This window comes from Tateyamaria sp. LSS28 (assembly GCF_059611725.1).
In genome coordinates this window covers 291,373-307,715 of sequence record NZ_JCAPFI010000006.1, presented here as the reverse complement: position 1 = coordinate 307,715, position 16,343 = coordinate 291,373, and the positions used below count along the sequence as shown (strand labels likewise).

General features: G+C 60.4%; 12 protein-coding genes. 3 read left to right on the top strand and 9 right to left on the bottom strand.

The window, feature by feature from the left end:
• Positions 1–7 precede the first annotated feature (7 nt).
• Positions 8–586, top strand: coding sequence for a DUF2087 domain-containing protein (locus AC53L6_RS19335; RefSeq protein ID WP_496909006.1), 579 nt, complete (start codon positions 8–10; stop codon positions 584–586).
• A 43-nt stretch (positions 587–629) separates the two neighbouring features.
• On the opposite strand, the gene cysG is transcribed toward AC53L6_RS19335, so the two are convergent.
• From cysG to AC53L6_RS19290, 9 genes are all read right to left on the bottom strand, one after another.
• Positions 630–2,027, bottom strand: coding sequence for a siroheme synthase CysG (cysG, locus tag AC53L6_RS19330; protein WP_496909005.1), 1,398 nt, complete (start codon positions 2,025–2,027; stop codon positions 630–632).
• A 10-nt stretch (positions 2,028–2,037) separates the two neighbouring features.
• Complete coding sequence (locus AC53L6_RS19325) at positions 2,038–4,638, bottom strand: molybdopterin-dependent oxidoreductase (RefSeq protein WP_496909004.1); 2,601 nt, start codon at positions 4,636–4,638, stop codon at positions 2,038–2,040.
• Positions 4,635–4,970: a nitrite reductase small subunit NirD gene (gene nirD / locus AC53L6_RS19320; RefSeq protein ID WP_496909003.1), complete on the bottom strand. Its 336-nt coding sequence runs from the start codon at positions 4,968–4,970 to the stop codon at positions 4,635–4,637. Before nirD ends, AC53L6_RS19325 begins: the two co-directional genes overlap by 4 nt.
• On the bottom strand, positions 4,967–7,399 hold the full coding sequence (gene nirB, locus AC53L6_RS19315; protein WP_496909002.1) for a nitrite reductase large subunit NirB: 2,433 nt from the start codon (positions 7,397–7,399) through the stop codon (positions 4,967–4,969). Before nirB ends, nirD begins: the two co-directional genes overlap by 4 nt.
• A 133-nt stretch (positions 7,400–7,532) precedes the next feature.
• Positions 7,533–9,209 (bottom strand): ABC transporter ATP-binding protein, encoded by a 1,677-nt coding sequence (locus AC53L6_RS19310; protein ID WP_496909001.1) that lies wholly within the window; start codon positions 9,207–9,209, stop codon positions 7,533–7,535.
• Between the two features lie 5 nt (positions 9,210–9,214).
• The gene (locus AC53L6_RS19305; protein WP_299604629.1) at positions 9,215–10,294 is read right to left on the bottom strand and encodes an ABC transporter permease; all 1,080 of its coding nucleotides are present in this window, start codon (positions 10,292–10,294) and stop codon (positions 9,215–9,217) included.
• Between the two features lie 246 nt (positions 10,295–10,540).
• Entirely contained in the window at positions 10,541–11,911 is a 1,371-nt protein-coding gene (locus AC53L6_RS19300) for a CmpA/NrtA family ABC transporter substrate-binding protein (RefSeq protein ID WP_299204693.1), read from the bottom strand.
• 235 nt (positions 11,912–12,146) lie between these two features.
• Positions 12,147–13,325 (bottom strand): CmpA/NrtA family ABC transporter substrate-binding protein, encoded by a 1,179-nt coding sequence (locus AC53L6_RS19295; protein WP_496909000.1) that lies wholly within the window; start codon positions 13,323–13,325, stop codon positions 12,147–12,149.
• A complete protein-coding gene (locus AC53L6_RS19290; protein WP_496909088.1) occupies positions 13,322–13,906 on the bottom strand; it encodes an ANTAR domain-containing response regulator in 585 nt (194 codons plus the stop codon). Before AC53L6_RS19290 ends, AC53L6_RS19295 begins: the two co-directional genes overlap by 4 nt.
• A 203-nt stretch (positions 13,907–14,109) precedes the next feature.
• Here AC53L6_RS19290 and AC53L6_RS19285 point away from each other — a divergent pair, with 203 nt between their 5' ends.
• Both AC53L6_RS19285 and AC53L6_RS19280 read left to right on the top strand, forming a co-directional pair.
• Positions 14,110–15,318, top strand: a complete 1,209-nt coding sequence (locus AC53L6_RS19285; protein ID WP_496908999.1) for an NAD(P)/FAD-dependent oxidoreductase — start codon at positions 14,110–14,112, stop codon at positions 15,316–15,318.
• Between the two features lie 23 nt (positions 15,319–15,341).
• The gene (locus AC53L6_RS19280) at positions 15,342–16,316 is read left to right on the top strand and encodes a membrane dipeptidase (protein WP_299604623.1); all 975 of its coding nucleotides are present in this window, start codon (positions 15,342–15,344) and stop codon (positions 16,314–16,316) included.
• Positions 16,317–16,343: the final 27 nt, after the last annotated feature.

The window sequence follows — 16,343 nt, the reverse complement described above, 5'->3', positions numbered from 1 at the left end:
ATGCATCATGACCAAAACACCTGTCCCATTGCGCGTGGACGATATGACAGCTTTCACACGCGCGCTGTCCGGACAACTGGGGGACACAAGTCCCAAACATTTGACCCTGATGAACATGGTCGCCCGGTCTGCCGGGTTTCAGAACGTTCAGCATTTGCGCGCGGTGTCCGCGGCGGCAAAGCGGTTGGATAATCAGACCGAACCCGCCACAGTAGACGCGCGTGCGGTTGAACGTGCGCTGCATCAATTCGATGCGCTCGGACGGCTCCTTCGATGGCCATCCAAACGCGCCACGCAAACCCTCGCACTTTGGGCGATGTGGGCCACGATGCCAGCCAATCAGGCATTGGACGAGCGCGAGGTGAGCACGCATCTGGCAGACGAACATCTTTTCAGGGACCCGGCGACATTGCGACGGACAATGATCTCATGCGGCTTGTTAACCCGAGACAAGGACGGGACGAACTATTGCAGAATTGAGCAGGAACCGCCCGTCGAAGCCAAAACGCTGATCCGTGCCCTAAGTTCCCGCCGAAACGCACGTGTCGCGTTGGCAACAGAACCTCAGCGCGCCCAAGGCAGATGAACCGGCGCTTTGGAACCGGCGATGACGCCGGACCAAGGCGCGGTCACACGGCCACTAGCCGGGGCGTCGGCACGTGCACCTCTGTTTCGCCCGCGTCGGGCCGTGACAGGAACAGTATTGCTGGGCTTTCGATGCCTGCGATTGCCAGTTTGGACACCATATCCTGACCGCCACAGCGCAAGACTTTTTGATCCGCGCGCTGGGCGTTGCTGACGGCTGTCACCTGTACCTGATCCAGCAGATCAGCGCGCGCGAGGCAGTCAGCGATTTTGGGGGCCGCTGCCACCCCCATGTAGACGGCGACATTGCTGCGCTGGGTCAGATGCGTGACCCAGTCCGGCGTACCGTTGCCATCCGCACAGCGGCCTGTGGTCAGAACCAGCGTGTCGCTCTTGCCCCGCTCGGTCAGGAAGCCCCCGACGGTGGCAGCCGCCCCGCTGGCTGCAGTCACGCCCGGCACGACTTCGTATTCAAGTCCCGCCGCGCGCAACGCGTCTGCCTCTTCTGCGCCGCGGGCAAACACACCCGGATCACCGCATTTCAGACGCACAACGCGCTGACCGCGCTTGGCAGCGGCGACGATGACCGCGTTGATCTTGTCCTGTGGCCAGGCGTGGCAACCGGGTTCCTTGCCTACGAACACACGTTCGGCATCGCGGCGGGCCAATTCCAGCACACCCGGATCGACCAGGCGGTCGTAAAAGATGATGTCCGCCTCTTGCAACCGCTGCACGCCGCGCAGGGTGATCAGATCACTTGCGCCTGGTCCTGCGCCAACCAGCGCGACCGGGGCAGGGGCGGCGGCGGGCACTTTGCCGGTGCGAATGACGTCCTTGATCGCGCGGGCAACAGGCGCATCCCCCTCACGCGCATGCTGGGCCCGCAACGGACCGTTGAACACCCAGCGCCACAGATCGCGTCGCTGCCGGGGGGCAAGCCGCTGGGCCGCAAAGTCGCGTAAACGTCCCGCTAGTGCAGCCAGGTCGCCCAAACGCGGGTCCAGCATACGTTCAAGTGCTGTCTTGATCTGTCGCGCCAGCACCGGTGCCGTACCCTCAGTTCCGATGGCAACCACCACGGGGTCCCGGTCCACAATGGCGGGTGTGATCGCGTCGCACAGATCGGGTTGGTCCACCACGTTCACCAGCCCGCCTGCGTCCGTCGCAATGGCGTGCAGCGCCGCGTCGATGCCCGGGCAGCCTGTGCCGACAAAAATCAGCGGCGCTCCGCGCAGCGCGTCCGCCGTGATGGGGCCCGTTCGATGAGTGATCCGCCCGGCATCGGCCAGCGATTGCAATTCGACATCCAAAGCATGGGCGAAGACTTCAATCGCGGCTTCGGTCTTAAGCATCAGGCGGCATTTCTGGGTGGCCTGCTCACCGCCGCCAAGGATGACCACCCGTCGGTCCGTCATGGTCAGGAACATGGGGAAGGTTTTCATCGCAATCCTCCTATTCCGCCGCAACGGCGGTGGGGTGGGCAGGCAGCAAGGCCGCAAGCTCGGGCTTGCAAGCGCCGCAGTTCGTACCTGCGCCGGTGCATTGCCCCAGCGCGTCGACACTTGCCGCACCATCAGCGATGGCGCGTTTCAGATCATTCAAACCGACGCTCATGCAGGCACAGACGGTGGGGCCGGGATCCGCTTGGGCACCCGCTGCGCGTCCGGCCAAGGCAGCCCCGGCGGGGCTGTTCTGCCCGATGGCTGCGACAGCGTGGGGGCGCGACAGTTGTACGGGGTCAGGCGCAAGGAACAGCAGGGCGGTCAAGCGTCCATCCGCGTGATGCGCTACACGCTGCATCCCGGTGGCGCCGTCACTCACCACACTGATGGACCCGGCAAGTGGTCCGACAAGCTGCGACAGCATGGCTTGCGGGTCTTCGATATCTGTCAGGCCTGCCAGCTCGGCCTGCCATCCCGTCTCGGTCCGAGCAATTGCGCAATAGTCGCCGTGCAGATGCATCTCTGTCGCAGAGGTGGCAAACCCGTACCAGCGGGCGGCAAAGCGCTGCGCGCTCACGCGGCCGAACTTCAGGGCGGGTTGGCCGGATACTGGATCGGTGCCGGCCTGAACAACGGCGTTCACCGGCCCGCTGGCCGACACTTGCCGCGTCCAGTGCATCGGAGCAAAGAGAGTACCACGTGCAACGCGGTCCGTGGGCAGGGTGCGTAGGACGGTCGTGTTGCGCCCATCGCTGAGAACGCACAGCTCGGCAGTGCCCAGACCCACCTTTGTGGCATCTTCCGGGTGAATCTCGACATAGGGTTCCGCCAGATGTGCGCCTAGCCGGGGCGATTTGCCCGTGCGTGTCATCGTGTGCCACTGATCGCGATTGCGCCCCGTGTTCAGGTGGAACGTGCCGTCCTCAAGTGCGTTCGGAGCGGTCAGGGGCAGCATGCGCGCTTTGCCGTCCGCGTGGAAGAAACCACCATCGGCAAAGAAACGGCGTTGCCCCTTCCCAGTCTCCGGCACGGGCCACTGAACGGGTTCAAGCGCGTTGTATTCGGTGTCGGTCAGGCTGGCGAGGCCGCTGATGTCAAAGTCGCGTCCAAAGGGTCTCATCGCGGCCGACAACTGCGCATGTTCCCGAAACACCGCTGCAGGGGAGGTATAATCAAACGCTTTCTCCCATCCCATTGCCCGTGCCACCTCGCTGATGATTTGCCAATCGGGTCGCGCCTGTCCCGGCATGGGCAGGAACGGGCGCTGACGCGAAATGCGGCGTTCCGAGTTGGTGACGGTTCCGCTTTTTTCACCCCATGCAGCGGCGGGCAGCAATACGTCGGCCAGATCGCCCGTATCTGTGCGGGCCATGATGTCAGACACAACGGTAAAGGGCACGTTGGCAATGGCGTCGGCCACGCCTTGAGCATCGGGCAGGCTTACGGCGGGGTTGGTCGACATCACCCACAGGGCCTTGATGCGCCCATCGGCACAGGCCTGGAACAGATCCACGGCTTTCAACCCCGGTGCAGTGCACATGGTGGGACTGGCCCAGAACCCTTGTACCGCATCCCGATGATCTGCGTTTTCGATGTCCAGATGGTTGGCCAGCATATTGGCCAGACCACCAACCTCGCGCCCACCCATGGCATTGGGCTGACCGGTGACCGAAAACGGGCCCATGCCCGGACGGCCAATGCGGCCCGTGGCCAGATGGCAGTTTAGGATAGCGTTGACCTTGTCGGTGCCGCAGGCCGATTGGTTCACCCCTTGGGAATAGACGGTCACAACTTTCCCGGTGCTTGCCCACATGGAATAGAACACAGCCAGATCATCCGCCGACAGCCCGCTGGCTGCGGGGTCGGTTGCGCGCGCGGCCTCAACCGCAATGTCGAACCCGGTCACATGGGCATTCACATAAGCCCTGTTCACGCGGCCTGTCGCGTTCAGATGCGCCAAGAGCCCATTGAACAGGGCCACATCGCCATCAGGCGCAATGCTCAGATGCAGATCCGCCAGTTGAGAGGTCGCCGTGCGCCTAGGATCAACATTGACGATCCGCATTTCGGGCCGCGCTTCTTTCGCGGCGGCAATGCGCTGATGCAGGACCGGATGACACCACGCCAGGTTCGAGCCCACCAGCACGATCAGGTTGGCCTCTTCCAGATCTTCATAGGTCCCCGGAACCGTATCCGCACCAAAGGCACGTTTGTGGCCCGCCACCGATGACGCCATGCACAGCCGTGAATTCGTGTCGATATTCGCGGAGCCGATGAACCCTTTCATCAGCTTGTTGGCGACGTAGTAGTCCTCGGTCAGCAATTGACCCGACACATAAAACGCGACCGAGTCCCGACCATGATCCCGAATGGTCTCCGAGAACTTTCGCGCAACCAGGGCGGTCGCCTCATCCCAATCCGTCTCGACCCCATCGACCATGGGCGTCAGCAAACGTCCCTCAAGATCAATTGTCTCTCCCAGGGCCGAGCCTTTGGAACACAGCCGCCCGAGGTTTGCGGGATGCGTCGGATCGCCCTTGATGCTGCCATCTGGCGATGCAATGATCCCGCACCCTACGCCACAATAAGGGCAGGTGGTGCAGGTGCTCATGCCGCTGACCGGGCTTGCAGGAACGTTGTGTCCAACAGGATGCGCCCGCCCTCGACCCGTGCTGGATAGTTCGCAACCTGCCCTTCATCATTGCCCTGCACCAACCCGGTCTCAAGCGAGATCACCCAGTTGTGCAGCGGGCAGGTCACGGCACTGCCATGCACGATCCCCTCGGCCAGCGGCCCTTGCTTGTGCGGACATGCGTTGTCGAGAGCAAAGACCTCGTCCGCTGCTGTGCGAAATACAGCCACACAGCCTGCCCGCGTCTTGACCACGCGGGCACCACGCTGCGGAATGTCATCGAGAGATGCAATGTCAATCCAGTCGGTCATTCCGCTGCCTCCAGGCTCAGGTTTGCAACAGGCCGATAAATCGCTGCCTTTTTCTGCGCGTGCTCTGCCCATGGGTCTTTCTGGTAAACGGTCTGGGACAGATCAAAACGTGCGGCCAAAGTGGCGCGCTCCGCCGGATCCGCAATACGCTCGCGTATCCAATCAAGCCCCACCTTGTTCATCCATTTGTAGATGCGGTCGAGGTACTTGGCGTTCTCGCGGTACAGCTGCGTCATCGCCTTGATCGCGATGATGGTTTCCTCTTCGGTCTCGACATCGATCAGCCGCTCAACCTCGCGCACATCCATGCCTGCTGCCCCGCCGATGCCTATCTGAAAGCCGCTGTCGACACAGACAACCCCGATGTCCTTGCAGGTCGCTTCCGCACAGTTGCGCGGGCAGCCCGACACACCCAGTTTCAGCTTGTGCGGGGTCCACGACCCCCACAGCGCCTTCTCCAGTTTGATGCCAAGGCCGGTCGAATCCTGCGTCCCGAAGCGGCAGTGATCGGTGCCCACGCACGTTTTGACCGTGCGCAGCCCTTTGGAATAGGCATGTCCCGACACCATCCCAGCGTCGTTCAGATCGGCCCAGATGCTTGGCAAATCCTCACCCTTCACGCCCAGCAGGTCGATGCGCTGCCCGCCCGTTACTTTCACGGTCGGCACGTCGTATTTGTCGGCGGCATTGGCAATCGCGCGCAGCTCATCCGGCGTGGTGATCCCACCCCACATGCGCGGCACCACTGAAAATGTCCCATCCTTCTGGATGTTCGCGTGCTTACGTTCGTTGATGAAACGACTTTGTGGGTCGTCCAGATACTCCAGAGGCCAATCCGCAATCAGGTAGTAGTTCAGGGCAGGGCGGCACACGTGGCAGCCATCCACCGTCTTCCACGCGCATTCCTGCCAGACGGCGGCCATGGACTTGAGTTCCTGGGATTTGATCATGCGCCGCACATCTTCATGCGTCATGTCGGTGCAGCCACAGATCGGTTGCGCACCGGGCAATACGAAATCGTCGCCCAATGTCACCGCCAAAACCTGTTCGACCAACCCGGTGCAGGTCCCGCAGGACCCCGACGCCTTCGTCACCGCGCGTACCGCGGTCAGATCGGTCGCGCCGCCCTCGATGGCGTCTACGATAGTGCCTTTGCAAATGCCGTTGCAGCCACAGATTTCCGCATCACGCGGTAAGGCTGCAACGGCTGCTAAAGGGTCCACGGGGGCACCCCCTTGGTACGCCGGTCCAAAGATCACCGTGTCGCGCATGTCCGCGATGTCGGTCTTGTCGCGGATCAGGCCAAAGAACCAATTGCTGTCGGCGGCGTCGCCATACATGACGGTGCCGACAACCACATTGTCTTCGATGACAAGCCTTCGGTAGACGCCGCGCCCGGGGTCTCGGAACACAATGTCCTCGCGTCCCTCGCCATCTGCAAAATCCCCGGCAGAGAACAGATCACACCCGGTGACCTTCAGCTTCGTGCTCAGCTCCTTTTGAACAAATGCTGCGTCTTCCCCAAGGATCGTCTGAGCGGCCACCTTTGCCTGATCGTATAGAGGGGCAACAAGACCAAAGATCGCGCCGTTGTGTTCGACACATTCCCCAACGGCGAGGATGTCTTCATCCGACGTCACCATCTGGTCGTCCACATGAATACCCTTGCCCACGGCCAATCCAGCGTCCTGCGCCAGAGCCACGTTGGGCCGGATCCCAACCGCCATCACGAGCAAATCACAGGGCAGTTCGGTGCCATCATCGAGCAGCAGCGCGCGGACCTTGCCGTCGTCCCCAAGGATCTCCTTGGAGTTGGCTTGGCACAGCACCGCAATACCCTTGTCCACCAACGCTTTGCGCAGCAGGTAGCCTGCCGCCTCGTCAAGTTGACGCTCCATCAGGTGGCCCATGATGTGCACAACGGTCACGTCCACACCGCGCGCGGCCATTCCTGCTGCGGCCTCCAGACCCAACAGGCCGCCACCGATGACAACCACTTTGTTTTGCGGCCCCATCGACATCATCAACTCGGTGTCTTCGAGATCGCGATACGCAATCACACCGTCCAAATCATGGCCGGGCAGGGGAATGATGAACGGGTTCGATCCGGTGCCGAAAATCAGCTTGTCATAAGGCAGCACGTCGCCGTTCTCGGCCGTCACGGTCTTGGCCGCACGGTCCACCGAGGCCACCCGTTCGCAAAAGCGGCAGGTCACCCCATTGGCCTCGTACCAATCGGCATCGTGCGTCACGATCTCCTCGTACGTCTTGTCGCCCGCTAGAACAGGCGACAGCATGATACGGTTGTAGTTCCCGCGCGGCTCGGCGTTGAACAAAGTGACGTTCACGTCCGCGCCCGCGTCAAACAGGTGTTCCAGCGCGCGGCCCGAGGCCATGCCAGCACCTATGACGATGATGTCTTGGGTCATGTATCTGCTCCGCTTTGCGCATCAGAGGGAAGGCCCCGGCCCTGGGTGGGGGCAATAGCCCTCTCCCGTGGGGAGGGTCGGGCGCTGCCCGGCGGTGCCGGGCGCGGCAGGGATGAATCGAGGTGCATTTGACTTACTCCGCCGCGATCGCTGTGGGTTTTGATTTGGGCTTGGCGCCATGTTCGTATTCCTCAAGGAAATCGAGCACGTCCTGCCGGTAATTGTAGTAATCGGGGTGTTCGAGCAGCGCCTTGCGGGTGCGCGGGCGGGGCAGATCCACATCCACGATCTTGCCGATGGTTGCCTGCGGCCCGTTGGTCATCATCACAACGCGATCCGCCAGCAAAATCGCCTCGTCCACATCGTGGGTCACACAGATGGCGGTCACCTTCGTGCGCGACCACACCTCCATCAGCACTTCCTGCAACTCCCACCGTGTCAGGCTGTCCAGCATCCCGAACGGTTCATCCAGCAGCAGCAGCTTCGGAGACAATGCAAAGGCCCGCGCGATCCCCACCCGCTGTTTCATCCCGTTCGACAAGGACGCCGCTTGCTTGTCCATCGCATCGGCCAGACCCACACGCTCCAGGTAGTACTCGATCACATCCTGCCGTTCCTCGCGCGAGGCGCGCGGGTAGACCTTGTCCACCCCGATCGCCACGTTCTCCTTTGCACTCAACCATGGAAACAGGTTGGGCGACTGGAACACCACGGCGCGTTCAGGGTCCGCGCCCTCCACATGGCGACCATCCAGCTTGATGGCTCCCTTGGATATCTCGTTCAGCCCCGCTGCCATCGTCAGGACCGTAGATTTCCCGCATCCCGAATGCCCAATCAGCGAGATAAACTCGCCCTTGTTGATCTTCAGGTCAAAATCCTCGACGACCGTCAGCGGCCCCTTGGGCGTCGGATACACCTTGTGCAACTGGCTGAAGTCGAGGAAACGGTTCTCGATCATACCCTTCTGCGCGTCGGCGACAGCAGATGGCACACCATGGATGGGCGTCACATCCGGCAAGGACTTGGTGCCCTCGACCTTCGCCTCGATCCCCACATCCATCAGGTATTTGGTTACATCCGCACGCAACCGCTTGAACTGCTCGTTATGGTTCATCTCCATCCGGTCGCGCGGGCGTGGAATGGAAACAGAGAACTCGTTACCCAACGTCCCATCCGGGTTCAGCGCAATGATCCGGTCGGCCAGAATGATCGCCTCATCCACATCATTGGTGATCAGCACACAGGTCTTCTTGTCGGCTTCCCAGATATGCTCGATCTCGTCGGCCAGATTGGCGCGGGTCAACGCGTCCAAGGCGGACAAAGGCTCATCCAGCAACAACACCTCGGGGTTCATGGCCAGCGCGCGGGCCACGTTCACCCGCTGACGCATGCCGCCGGATAACTCCGCCGGACGGCGCGTGGTCGCGTGACCCAAACCCACCATCTTCACATAGTGGTCCACCTTCTCGGCCCGCTCCGCTTTGGACAGATTGGGAAAGATGGTGTCCACGGCCAGACCCACATTCCCATTCACCGTCAGCCAAGGCATCAGCGAATAGCTCTGAAAGATCACACCGCGTTCCGGACCCGGTCCGGTGATAGGTGTCCCCTTGAACGTCACCTCTCCAGAGGAAGGCTTATCCAATCCAGCCATCAGGTTGATCAGGGTCGTCTTGCCGGTGCCCGAGAAGCCAAGGAGAACCAGAAATTCCCCCTCTTCCACGGACAAGGAGATGTTCTTCAGAACCTCCGTCCGCTCGGTGCCCGCCTCAAAGTGTTTTGATACGTTTTTGAACTCGATCATGCTCATGTCGATCACCGGTTGTTCGTGAAGGTGAACATGGACTGGATGGCGTACATCAGGCGGTCCAGCAGGAAGCCGATGATGCCGATTGTGAACACGGCCACCATGATCTTGGCCAGCGATTGAGAGGACCCGTTCTGGAACTCATCCCACACGAACTTGCCCAGACCGGGGTTCTGCGCCAGCATCTCGGCCGCAATCAGCACCATCCAACCCACACCGAGCGACAAACGCAGACCTGTAAAGATCAGCGGCAGGGCCGAGGGCAGGACCAGCTTGGTGATCTTGGTCCAGGTGTTCATTTTCAGAACCTTGGACACACTCACCAGATCCTTGTCGATGCTGGCCACGCCAAGGGCGGTGTTGATCAGAGTGGGCCACAGCGAACAGAGGGTCACGGTGATGGCCGAGGTCAGGAATGATTTGGCGAACCAGCCGTCCGAAGCATAGGTGGCCGACACGATCATGGTCACAATGGGCAACCACGCCAGCGGTGACACCGGTTTGAAGATCTGGATCAGCGGGTTGATGGCTGCATTCACTGTCGGGCTCAGACCAGCGGCGATGCCCAGCGGGATGGCCACGGCGGATGCGATCAGAAAGCCAAAGAACACGGTCAGGATCGACGTCCAGATTTGGTCGTAATAGGTCGGCTTGCCGGTATAGACCCGCTCTTTCACGCGGTCGGCTTGTCCGTCCGCGATTAGCTTGGCGTTGCGCTCGTCCTGACGGACGTAAAACGCGGCTTCCTTTTCCTTCTCGCGCTGTGCGTCTTGGTGCAGTTTGCCAACCTGCTCCCAGACCTGTGCCGGTCCGGGGATGGCGCCCAGCGATGTTTGCACTGTCGGTGCCAGCGACGCCCACGCGGCCAGAAACAGACCAATCGCCAATAGCGGCACACCCAGCAGACGCCAGATTTCGCGCCCCTGCGCTTTGGGGTTGTCACCCGCGGCGGCCTTTAGCACCGGAGTCAGCCAGGCCAGGCCCAGAACCTGAAACCATTTGTCGGCAGCATTGATGCGGGTAAAGGTCCGCTGTTTGCGCTCTTCGCGCGCTGTGGCGTCCAGATCGGATGGGTCGATGGCGGTCATGTCAGGGCCTCCTCGGCGGGATCGGGCGGGGCGGTCAAAACCCCATATCTTGTGTGTGGCGGGCTATGCTGCACTGCGGCGGTGCATAGGGGGTGTACGGGGGGGTGCACGTGGGGTGACACCGGGGTGTTGGGGGCTCTTGCGGCACAGCAGCGTGCCTGAATTTTGAGCAGACGCCCCGCCGTTGGGGCCAATTTGCTGCGGGGCAGCGTCGGGTGGGCAATGCTGCCCACCCCCTCATGGCTTTCAACCTTCGACCGCGTTGCCGACGACCTTCTGGTCACCCTTCAGACCGATAGGCAGGCTGTCGATATAGGCGTTCGGTGCCTTCCCGTCATAGGCGATACTGTCGATGATGTCGGCGGCAGGCGTCGGCGCCTTGAAGCCGTCGCTGTCCCAGGGGAAGTCGGCCTCATCCGCCAGCCCTTCGTCCACCAGCAGACGGGCTGCTTCGAGGTAAATCTCGGGCTTATAGACCTTGGCGGCCATGTCGAAGTACCACTGGTCGGACTTCGCTTCGGAAATCTGACCCCAGCGGCGCATCTGGGTCAGGTACCAGATCGCATCCGAGTAGAACGGGTAGGTCGCGTTGTAGCGGAAGAACACGTTGAAGTCGGGGGCCGGACGGCGGTCGCCCTTCTCGAATTCAAAGAAACCGGTCATCGAGTTGGCGATCACATCGTAATCCGCGCCCACATATTCCGAGCGGCTCAGGATCTCGACCGCTTCCTCGCGGTTGGCGTTGTCATTCTCGTCCAGCCAGATGGCGGCACGGATCAGCGCCTTGGTGATGGCCTTGGTCGTGTTGGGGTACTCTTCGGCGAACTCGTTGGTGATGCCAAAGACCTTTTCCGGGTTGTTTTTCCACATGTCATAGTCAGTGATGACCGGTACACCTATGCCTTTGAACACGGCCTGCTGGTTCCACGGCTCACCCACGGCGTAGCCATATATGGTGCCTGCTTCCATCGTTGCTGGCATCTGTGGGGGTGGAGTCACGCTTAATAGCACGTCCGCGCCGATCTGGCCGGTGATGTTGTCCGGGCTGTAATAGCCGGGTTCCAGACCGCCGGCGGCCAGCCAGTAGCGGATTTCATAGTTGTGGGTCGAGACGGGGAATACCATGCCCATGTTGAAGGGCAGGCCTTGGTCTTTATAGTCCTCGACGACCGGCGCGAGCGCTTCGGCGCTGATCGGATGTTGCGGGCGACCATCGTCCATCAGCGGCACGTGGGGCTTCATCTCTTCCCAGATTTCGTTGGACACTGTGATGCCGTTGCCGTTCAGGTCCATGGAAAAGGGCGTGATGATATGCGCCTCGGTGCCGTAGCCGATGGTAGCGGCCAGCGGCTGGCCGGCCAGCATGTGCGCGCCGTCCAGTTGCCCGTCGATCACGCCGTCCAGCAGCACTTTCCAGTTCGCTTGAGCCTCCAGTGTGACGAACAGGCCTTCGTCCTCGAAGTAGCCATTCTCGTAGGCGATGGCGAGCGGTGCCATGTCGGTCAGCTTGATGAAGCCGAACTTCAATTCATCCTTTTCCAGATCCAGCAGCTCGGCGTGGGCCGCCGTGCCAAGCAGGGCAGCCATGGCACCTGCAAATGTAGAGAGACGGGTCATCCTGTCGGTCCTTTTTTTTATAAAAAAAGCCGCCCGTTCCACAATGCGCACGGGAGGAGGTGTACGCAGGCAGAACGAGCGGCTTTGCTCTTCAGTGAGCCCCCATCGCTGGGAGCAGAGGGAAGCTTCTTTGCTTCGTTGGTATGAACCTAGCGACCGCCTTGTTCAGTATCCAACAAGAAACTCCGTTATTCTGATGAAATTCGCTGCAATGCAGCAACTGCTCAAAAATTGGTCACTCAGACAGGGTGAAATCAAAAGTTTCGCCATCAAAAAAAGCATCCGGCCCCAGAATCATCTCGCCCCGTGTCGATGCAACAGCCATTGGATGGGTCAGGGCGCCTTCGATCTTGGCGGATGCGCCGGGCATATCGACGCCAATTGGACCAAGGTGCTGACGATAGCAGTCTGGCCGCATCGTGCCTTGCGCCACTGCAATGGCGTGCTTGCGATCAATACCGGTGAGGCGGGCGATCTCTGCCCCGATCCATGCAGCTTGGCTGCGCCAGGGGAAATTTGCCGCGCGGTCATGAAAGCGCAGAAAGCCCGGTACATCCACTGGCGCCGCACCAAACTGCGTCGCGAACCGGCCCATCAACGCATGATCCAACGCGGCATGTGGAAGGTCCAGATGTGCACTGCGGGCCAGGATTTCGATGGCGAGGGGACGGTTTTTGGGCGTGTCCAGCCATGCAGCTGCGCGCGCCACCGCGCGCATCAACGCGCCCACGGCAGGCGTGTTCTCTTCTATCCATTCGTGTCGGGCGGCCAGTACCTTTTCCGGGGCATGCGCCCATATCGCGGCGCCGGGCATGATCAGTTCGCCCACATTGTCCGCTACGGCGACCGATCCCCACGGTTCGCCAACACAAAATACGTCGATCTCGCCTATGGCCACGGCGTTGGCCATCAAGGGGGGCGGTGTTGTGATGATCCTGATGTCTGCTGATTGCAATGCGCCGGTGTGCGCAATCCAGTACTCGAATAGCAGTCGATGCATCGAGTAGGGGAACGGCACCCCGACCCGCAACGGACCATCAAGCGCCTTCAAAAGCGGGATCACGGTGTCATACGGCGTTCCAAAGCCACCGGGCCATCCGCGGTCTCGCATGGCCGCCGCCATTGCGTTCGACACTCCGATGACAGTGCCGTTGACGGATAACACCATCAGTGCGTCGATCCGCGCGATCGGTCCGCTCAAGCCAAGCGACATAGCGGTCGGCATTGGGGCCAGCATATGCGCGGCGTCAAGATGACCGAGAGCCAGCAGGTCGCGCAACGCGGCCCAAGAGGGTTGGCGCAGAAGGTTGAGCGACAGGCCTTCATCCGCCGCAAAGTTGAGCTCTTGAGCGACAATCAGCGGCGCACTGTCGACCAAAGGCACGTACCCCAGATTGAGGCGTGAAACGCTCATGTCAAAAGATCCGATGCCGTCAACAGGGCCTGGGCCACGTCGATCACCTTGCGGTTCTGCGACATCGCGGTCTTACGTAGAAGGGCATAGGCCTCTTCCTCGCTCACACCGCGAGCGCGCATGATCATGCCCTTGGCGCGATCAACGGTCTTACGGTCTGCCAGCGCCTGCTTGGCGGCTTCAAGCTCGTTGCGCATCTGGCTCATCATCTGGAACCGGGCAATGGCCGTTTGCAAAACGGGCTTGATACGTTCGGGCTGCAATTCGCCCACGACATAAGCCGACAGTCCGGCGGCCACCGCCGCTTGGGTCATCTCATCGTCAGAGCGATCGACAAACATTGCCACGGGACGACTTTGTGCTTCGGATGCGACGCTGACCTGCTCCAATGCATCCCTGCTGGGGTTGGCCAGATCGATCAAGACAAGGTCCGGGTCGAGGGCTGCCAGTTTGCGGGCAAGCCCTGTGACATCGCCCAACACAACCACATCAGTCCAGCCGCCCTCCATCAGCGCGTCGATGATATCGCGTCCGCGGTCGGGGTCAGATTCAATGACGGCTATCTTCATGGTCTTGGTCACTGAACTGTGGTGGGTCAAGTCACAGCTTTGATCCATTGACTGCGCGCTCAGACGCAGCGCGATGTCGCAGCACATCAAGGCGCCATCCCAATAGTTGGGCGAGGCGATCAAAAAATGTGCAACCGTCAAACAAAGGTCTGGTGCGCTATTCAATTCCGCCGCACAGTCACCGCCGGTAAACTGAAAAGACGGAAATAGGCCAGATGGCAAATGCACCGGAATACAGCACATACGATGTGGTGATCGTCGGAGGCGCTATAATGGGCGCATCAACGGCTTGGTTCCTGACAGACAACGCTGACTTCGACGGTAGCGTTCTCGTGGTTGAACGGGATTCGACATATTCCGCATGCTCGACCGCTCACACAAACAGTTGCATGCGGCAGCAGTTTTCCAGCGAACTGAATGTTCATATCAGCCAGTTCGCTGCTGATTTCGTAAAGAATATTCGCCAATACATGGGGGGTGATGACCGGGTGCCCGAGTTGGGAATCCGCAGCTTTGGCTACATGTACTTGGCCGATACCGTGGGGTTTGCCGACACGCTGCGTGAAAATATCGAAGTACAGCGCACGGCTGGTGCCGCAACGCAATTGATGACACCGGATCAAATCAAGGCGGCTTATCCGTTCTACAATGTCGATGATATCGTGTTGGGGTCCATCAACACGGTGGATGAAGGGTATTGGGATGGTGCTGCTGTCTTTGACTGGTGGCGGAGGCAAAGTCGAGAGCGCGGTGTTGAATACGTTGAAAACGAAGTTGTGGCGATGGCACGCAACGCTGCAGGTACACGTGTGGAAAGTGTCACGCTGGCCTGCGGAGAGGTCATTTCTTGCGGCCAAGTTGTCAACGCGTCAGGCCCGCGTGCTGCGCGCACAGCACGTATGGCGGGGATCGATGTGCCGGTGGAACCACGCAAACGTTATTCGTGGGTGTTCAAAGCCGAACAACCGCTTGAGCGCGATTTACCACTGACAATCGATCCATCCGGAGTTCATGTTCGTGAAAACGGGGGCGGCACTTACCAGGCGGGTGGACACTCGGACGTTGATCCGGCAGTCGATTATGACGATTTCGCAATGGATCACAGCATCTGGGAAAGCCATGTCTGGCCAATCCTTGCCACGCGCATCCCGCAGTTCGAGGCAATCAAGGTGACCAGTGAATGGGCAGGCCACTATTCTATGAACACATTTGACCATAACGCTATCGTCGGTCCACACAGTGAGGTCGAAAACTTCATCTTCCTGAACGGTTTTTCCGGCCACGGACTGCAACAATCACCGGCGATGGGGCGTGGCACCGCCGAATGGGTGACTTATGGGGCGTTCCGCAGTCTTGATCTCTCTCCATTCAGATATGACAGGATTGTCGCGGGCCGTCCGATCATCGAAAAAGCAGTGATCTGATAGATCGGGAAAAGGGCCGCACCATGCGTATCGACAACCTTCAATACTGCAACTGGTCCGAAAAGATCTTTCGTCAGATGCGTGAGGGCGGTGTGGATGCTGTGCATGTCACCGTCGCCTACCACGAGAATTTTCGTGAAACAGTGCTGAATTTCGAGGCATGGAACCGCTGGTTCGAGCTTTATCCTGACTTGATCATCAAGGGGTCTTCGGTCAGCGATATTGATCGGGCCAAAGCTGATGGCAGGACCGCAATCTTCTTTGGTTTCCAAAACCCCAGTCCCATAGAGGATGATATCGGGTTGGTTGAAATCGTACATACGCTCGGCGCGCGCTTCATGCAGCTGACTTACAATAACCAGTCCCTGCTCGCGACAGGGTGCTACGAGGATAACGACACCGGCATCACTCGGATGGGGCGGCAGGTGATCAAGGAAATGAACCGCGTGGGCCTGGTGGTGGACATGAGCCATTCGGCGGATCGCTCCACCATTGAGGCGGCAGATATCTCGGAACGGCCCATCGCGATCACCCACGCCAACCCGCATGACTGGCACCCGGCCCTGCGCAACAAGCGTGACGACGTGATCCGGGCGGTGACGTCGAATGGCGGGATGCTTGGGTTTTCGCTCTACCCGCACCACCTCAAGGATGGGTCAAAGTGCACGCTGCAATCGTTTTGTGAGGCGGTGGCCCGCACGGCAGACCGCTACGGCACGGACACAATCGGCATTGGCTCTGACCTGTGCCAGGACCAGCCCGACAGCGTGGTGGAATGGATGCGCGTGGGCCGCTGGTCGAAAGAGGTAGACTATGGAGAAGGATCCGCCGCCGATCCGGGCTTTCCGCCACAACCCGATTGGTTCCGCGATAATCGCGATTTCGGAAACATCGAAAACGGTCTGCGCGCCACTGGAATGTCGGAAGACGAGGTCGCTGGGATCATGGGCGGCAACTGGTATCGGTTTTACGCCGAGAATTTTGGTCCGGCGTCGTAAACAGGACGGACAGTGTCGGCGCGTCCA

Coding starts and splice junctions, on each gene's coding strand:
- AC53L6_RS19335 (WP_496909006.1), top strand. CDS start 8: ATGACCAAAACACCTGTCCCATTGCGCGTGGACGATATGACAGCTTTC.
- cysG (WP_496909005.1), bottom strand. CDS start 2,027: ATGAAAACCTTCCCCATGTTCCTGACCATGACGGACCGACGGGTGGTC.
- AC53L6_RS19325 (WP_496909004.1), bottom strand. CDS start 4,638: ATGAGCACCTGCACCACCTGCCCTTATTGTGGCGTAGGGTGCGGGATC.
- nirD (WP_496909003.1), bottom strand. CDS start 4,970: ATGACCGACTGGATTGACATTGCATCTCTCGATGACATTCCGCAGCGT.
- nirB (WP_496909002.1), bottom strand. CDS start 7,399: ATGACCCAAGACATCATCGTCATAGGTGCTGGCATGGCCTCGGGCCGC.
- AC53L6_RS19310 (WP_496909001.1), bottom strand. CDS start 9,209: ATGAGCATGATCGAGTTCAAAAACGTATCAAAACACTTTGAGGCGGGC.
- AC53L6_RS19305 (WP_299604629.1), bottom strand. CDS start 10,294: ATGACCGCCATCGACCCATCCGATCTGGACGCCACAGCGCGCGAAGAG.
- AC53L6_RS19300 (WP_299204693.1), bottom strand. CDS start 11,911: ATGACCCGTCTCTCTACATTTGCAGGTGCCATGGCTGCCCTGCTTGGC.
- AC53L6_RS19295 (WP_496909000.1), bottom strand. CDS start 13,325: ATGAGCGTTTCACGCCTCAATCTGGGGTACGTGCCTTTGGTCGACAGT.
- AC53L6_RS19285 (WP_496908999.1), top strand. CDS start 14,110: ATGGCAAATGCACCGGAATACAGCACATACGATGTGGTGATCGTCGGA.
- AC53L6_RS19280 (WP_299604623.1), top strand. CDS start 15,342: ATGCGTATCGACAACCTTCAATACTGCAACTGGTCCGAAAAGATCTTT.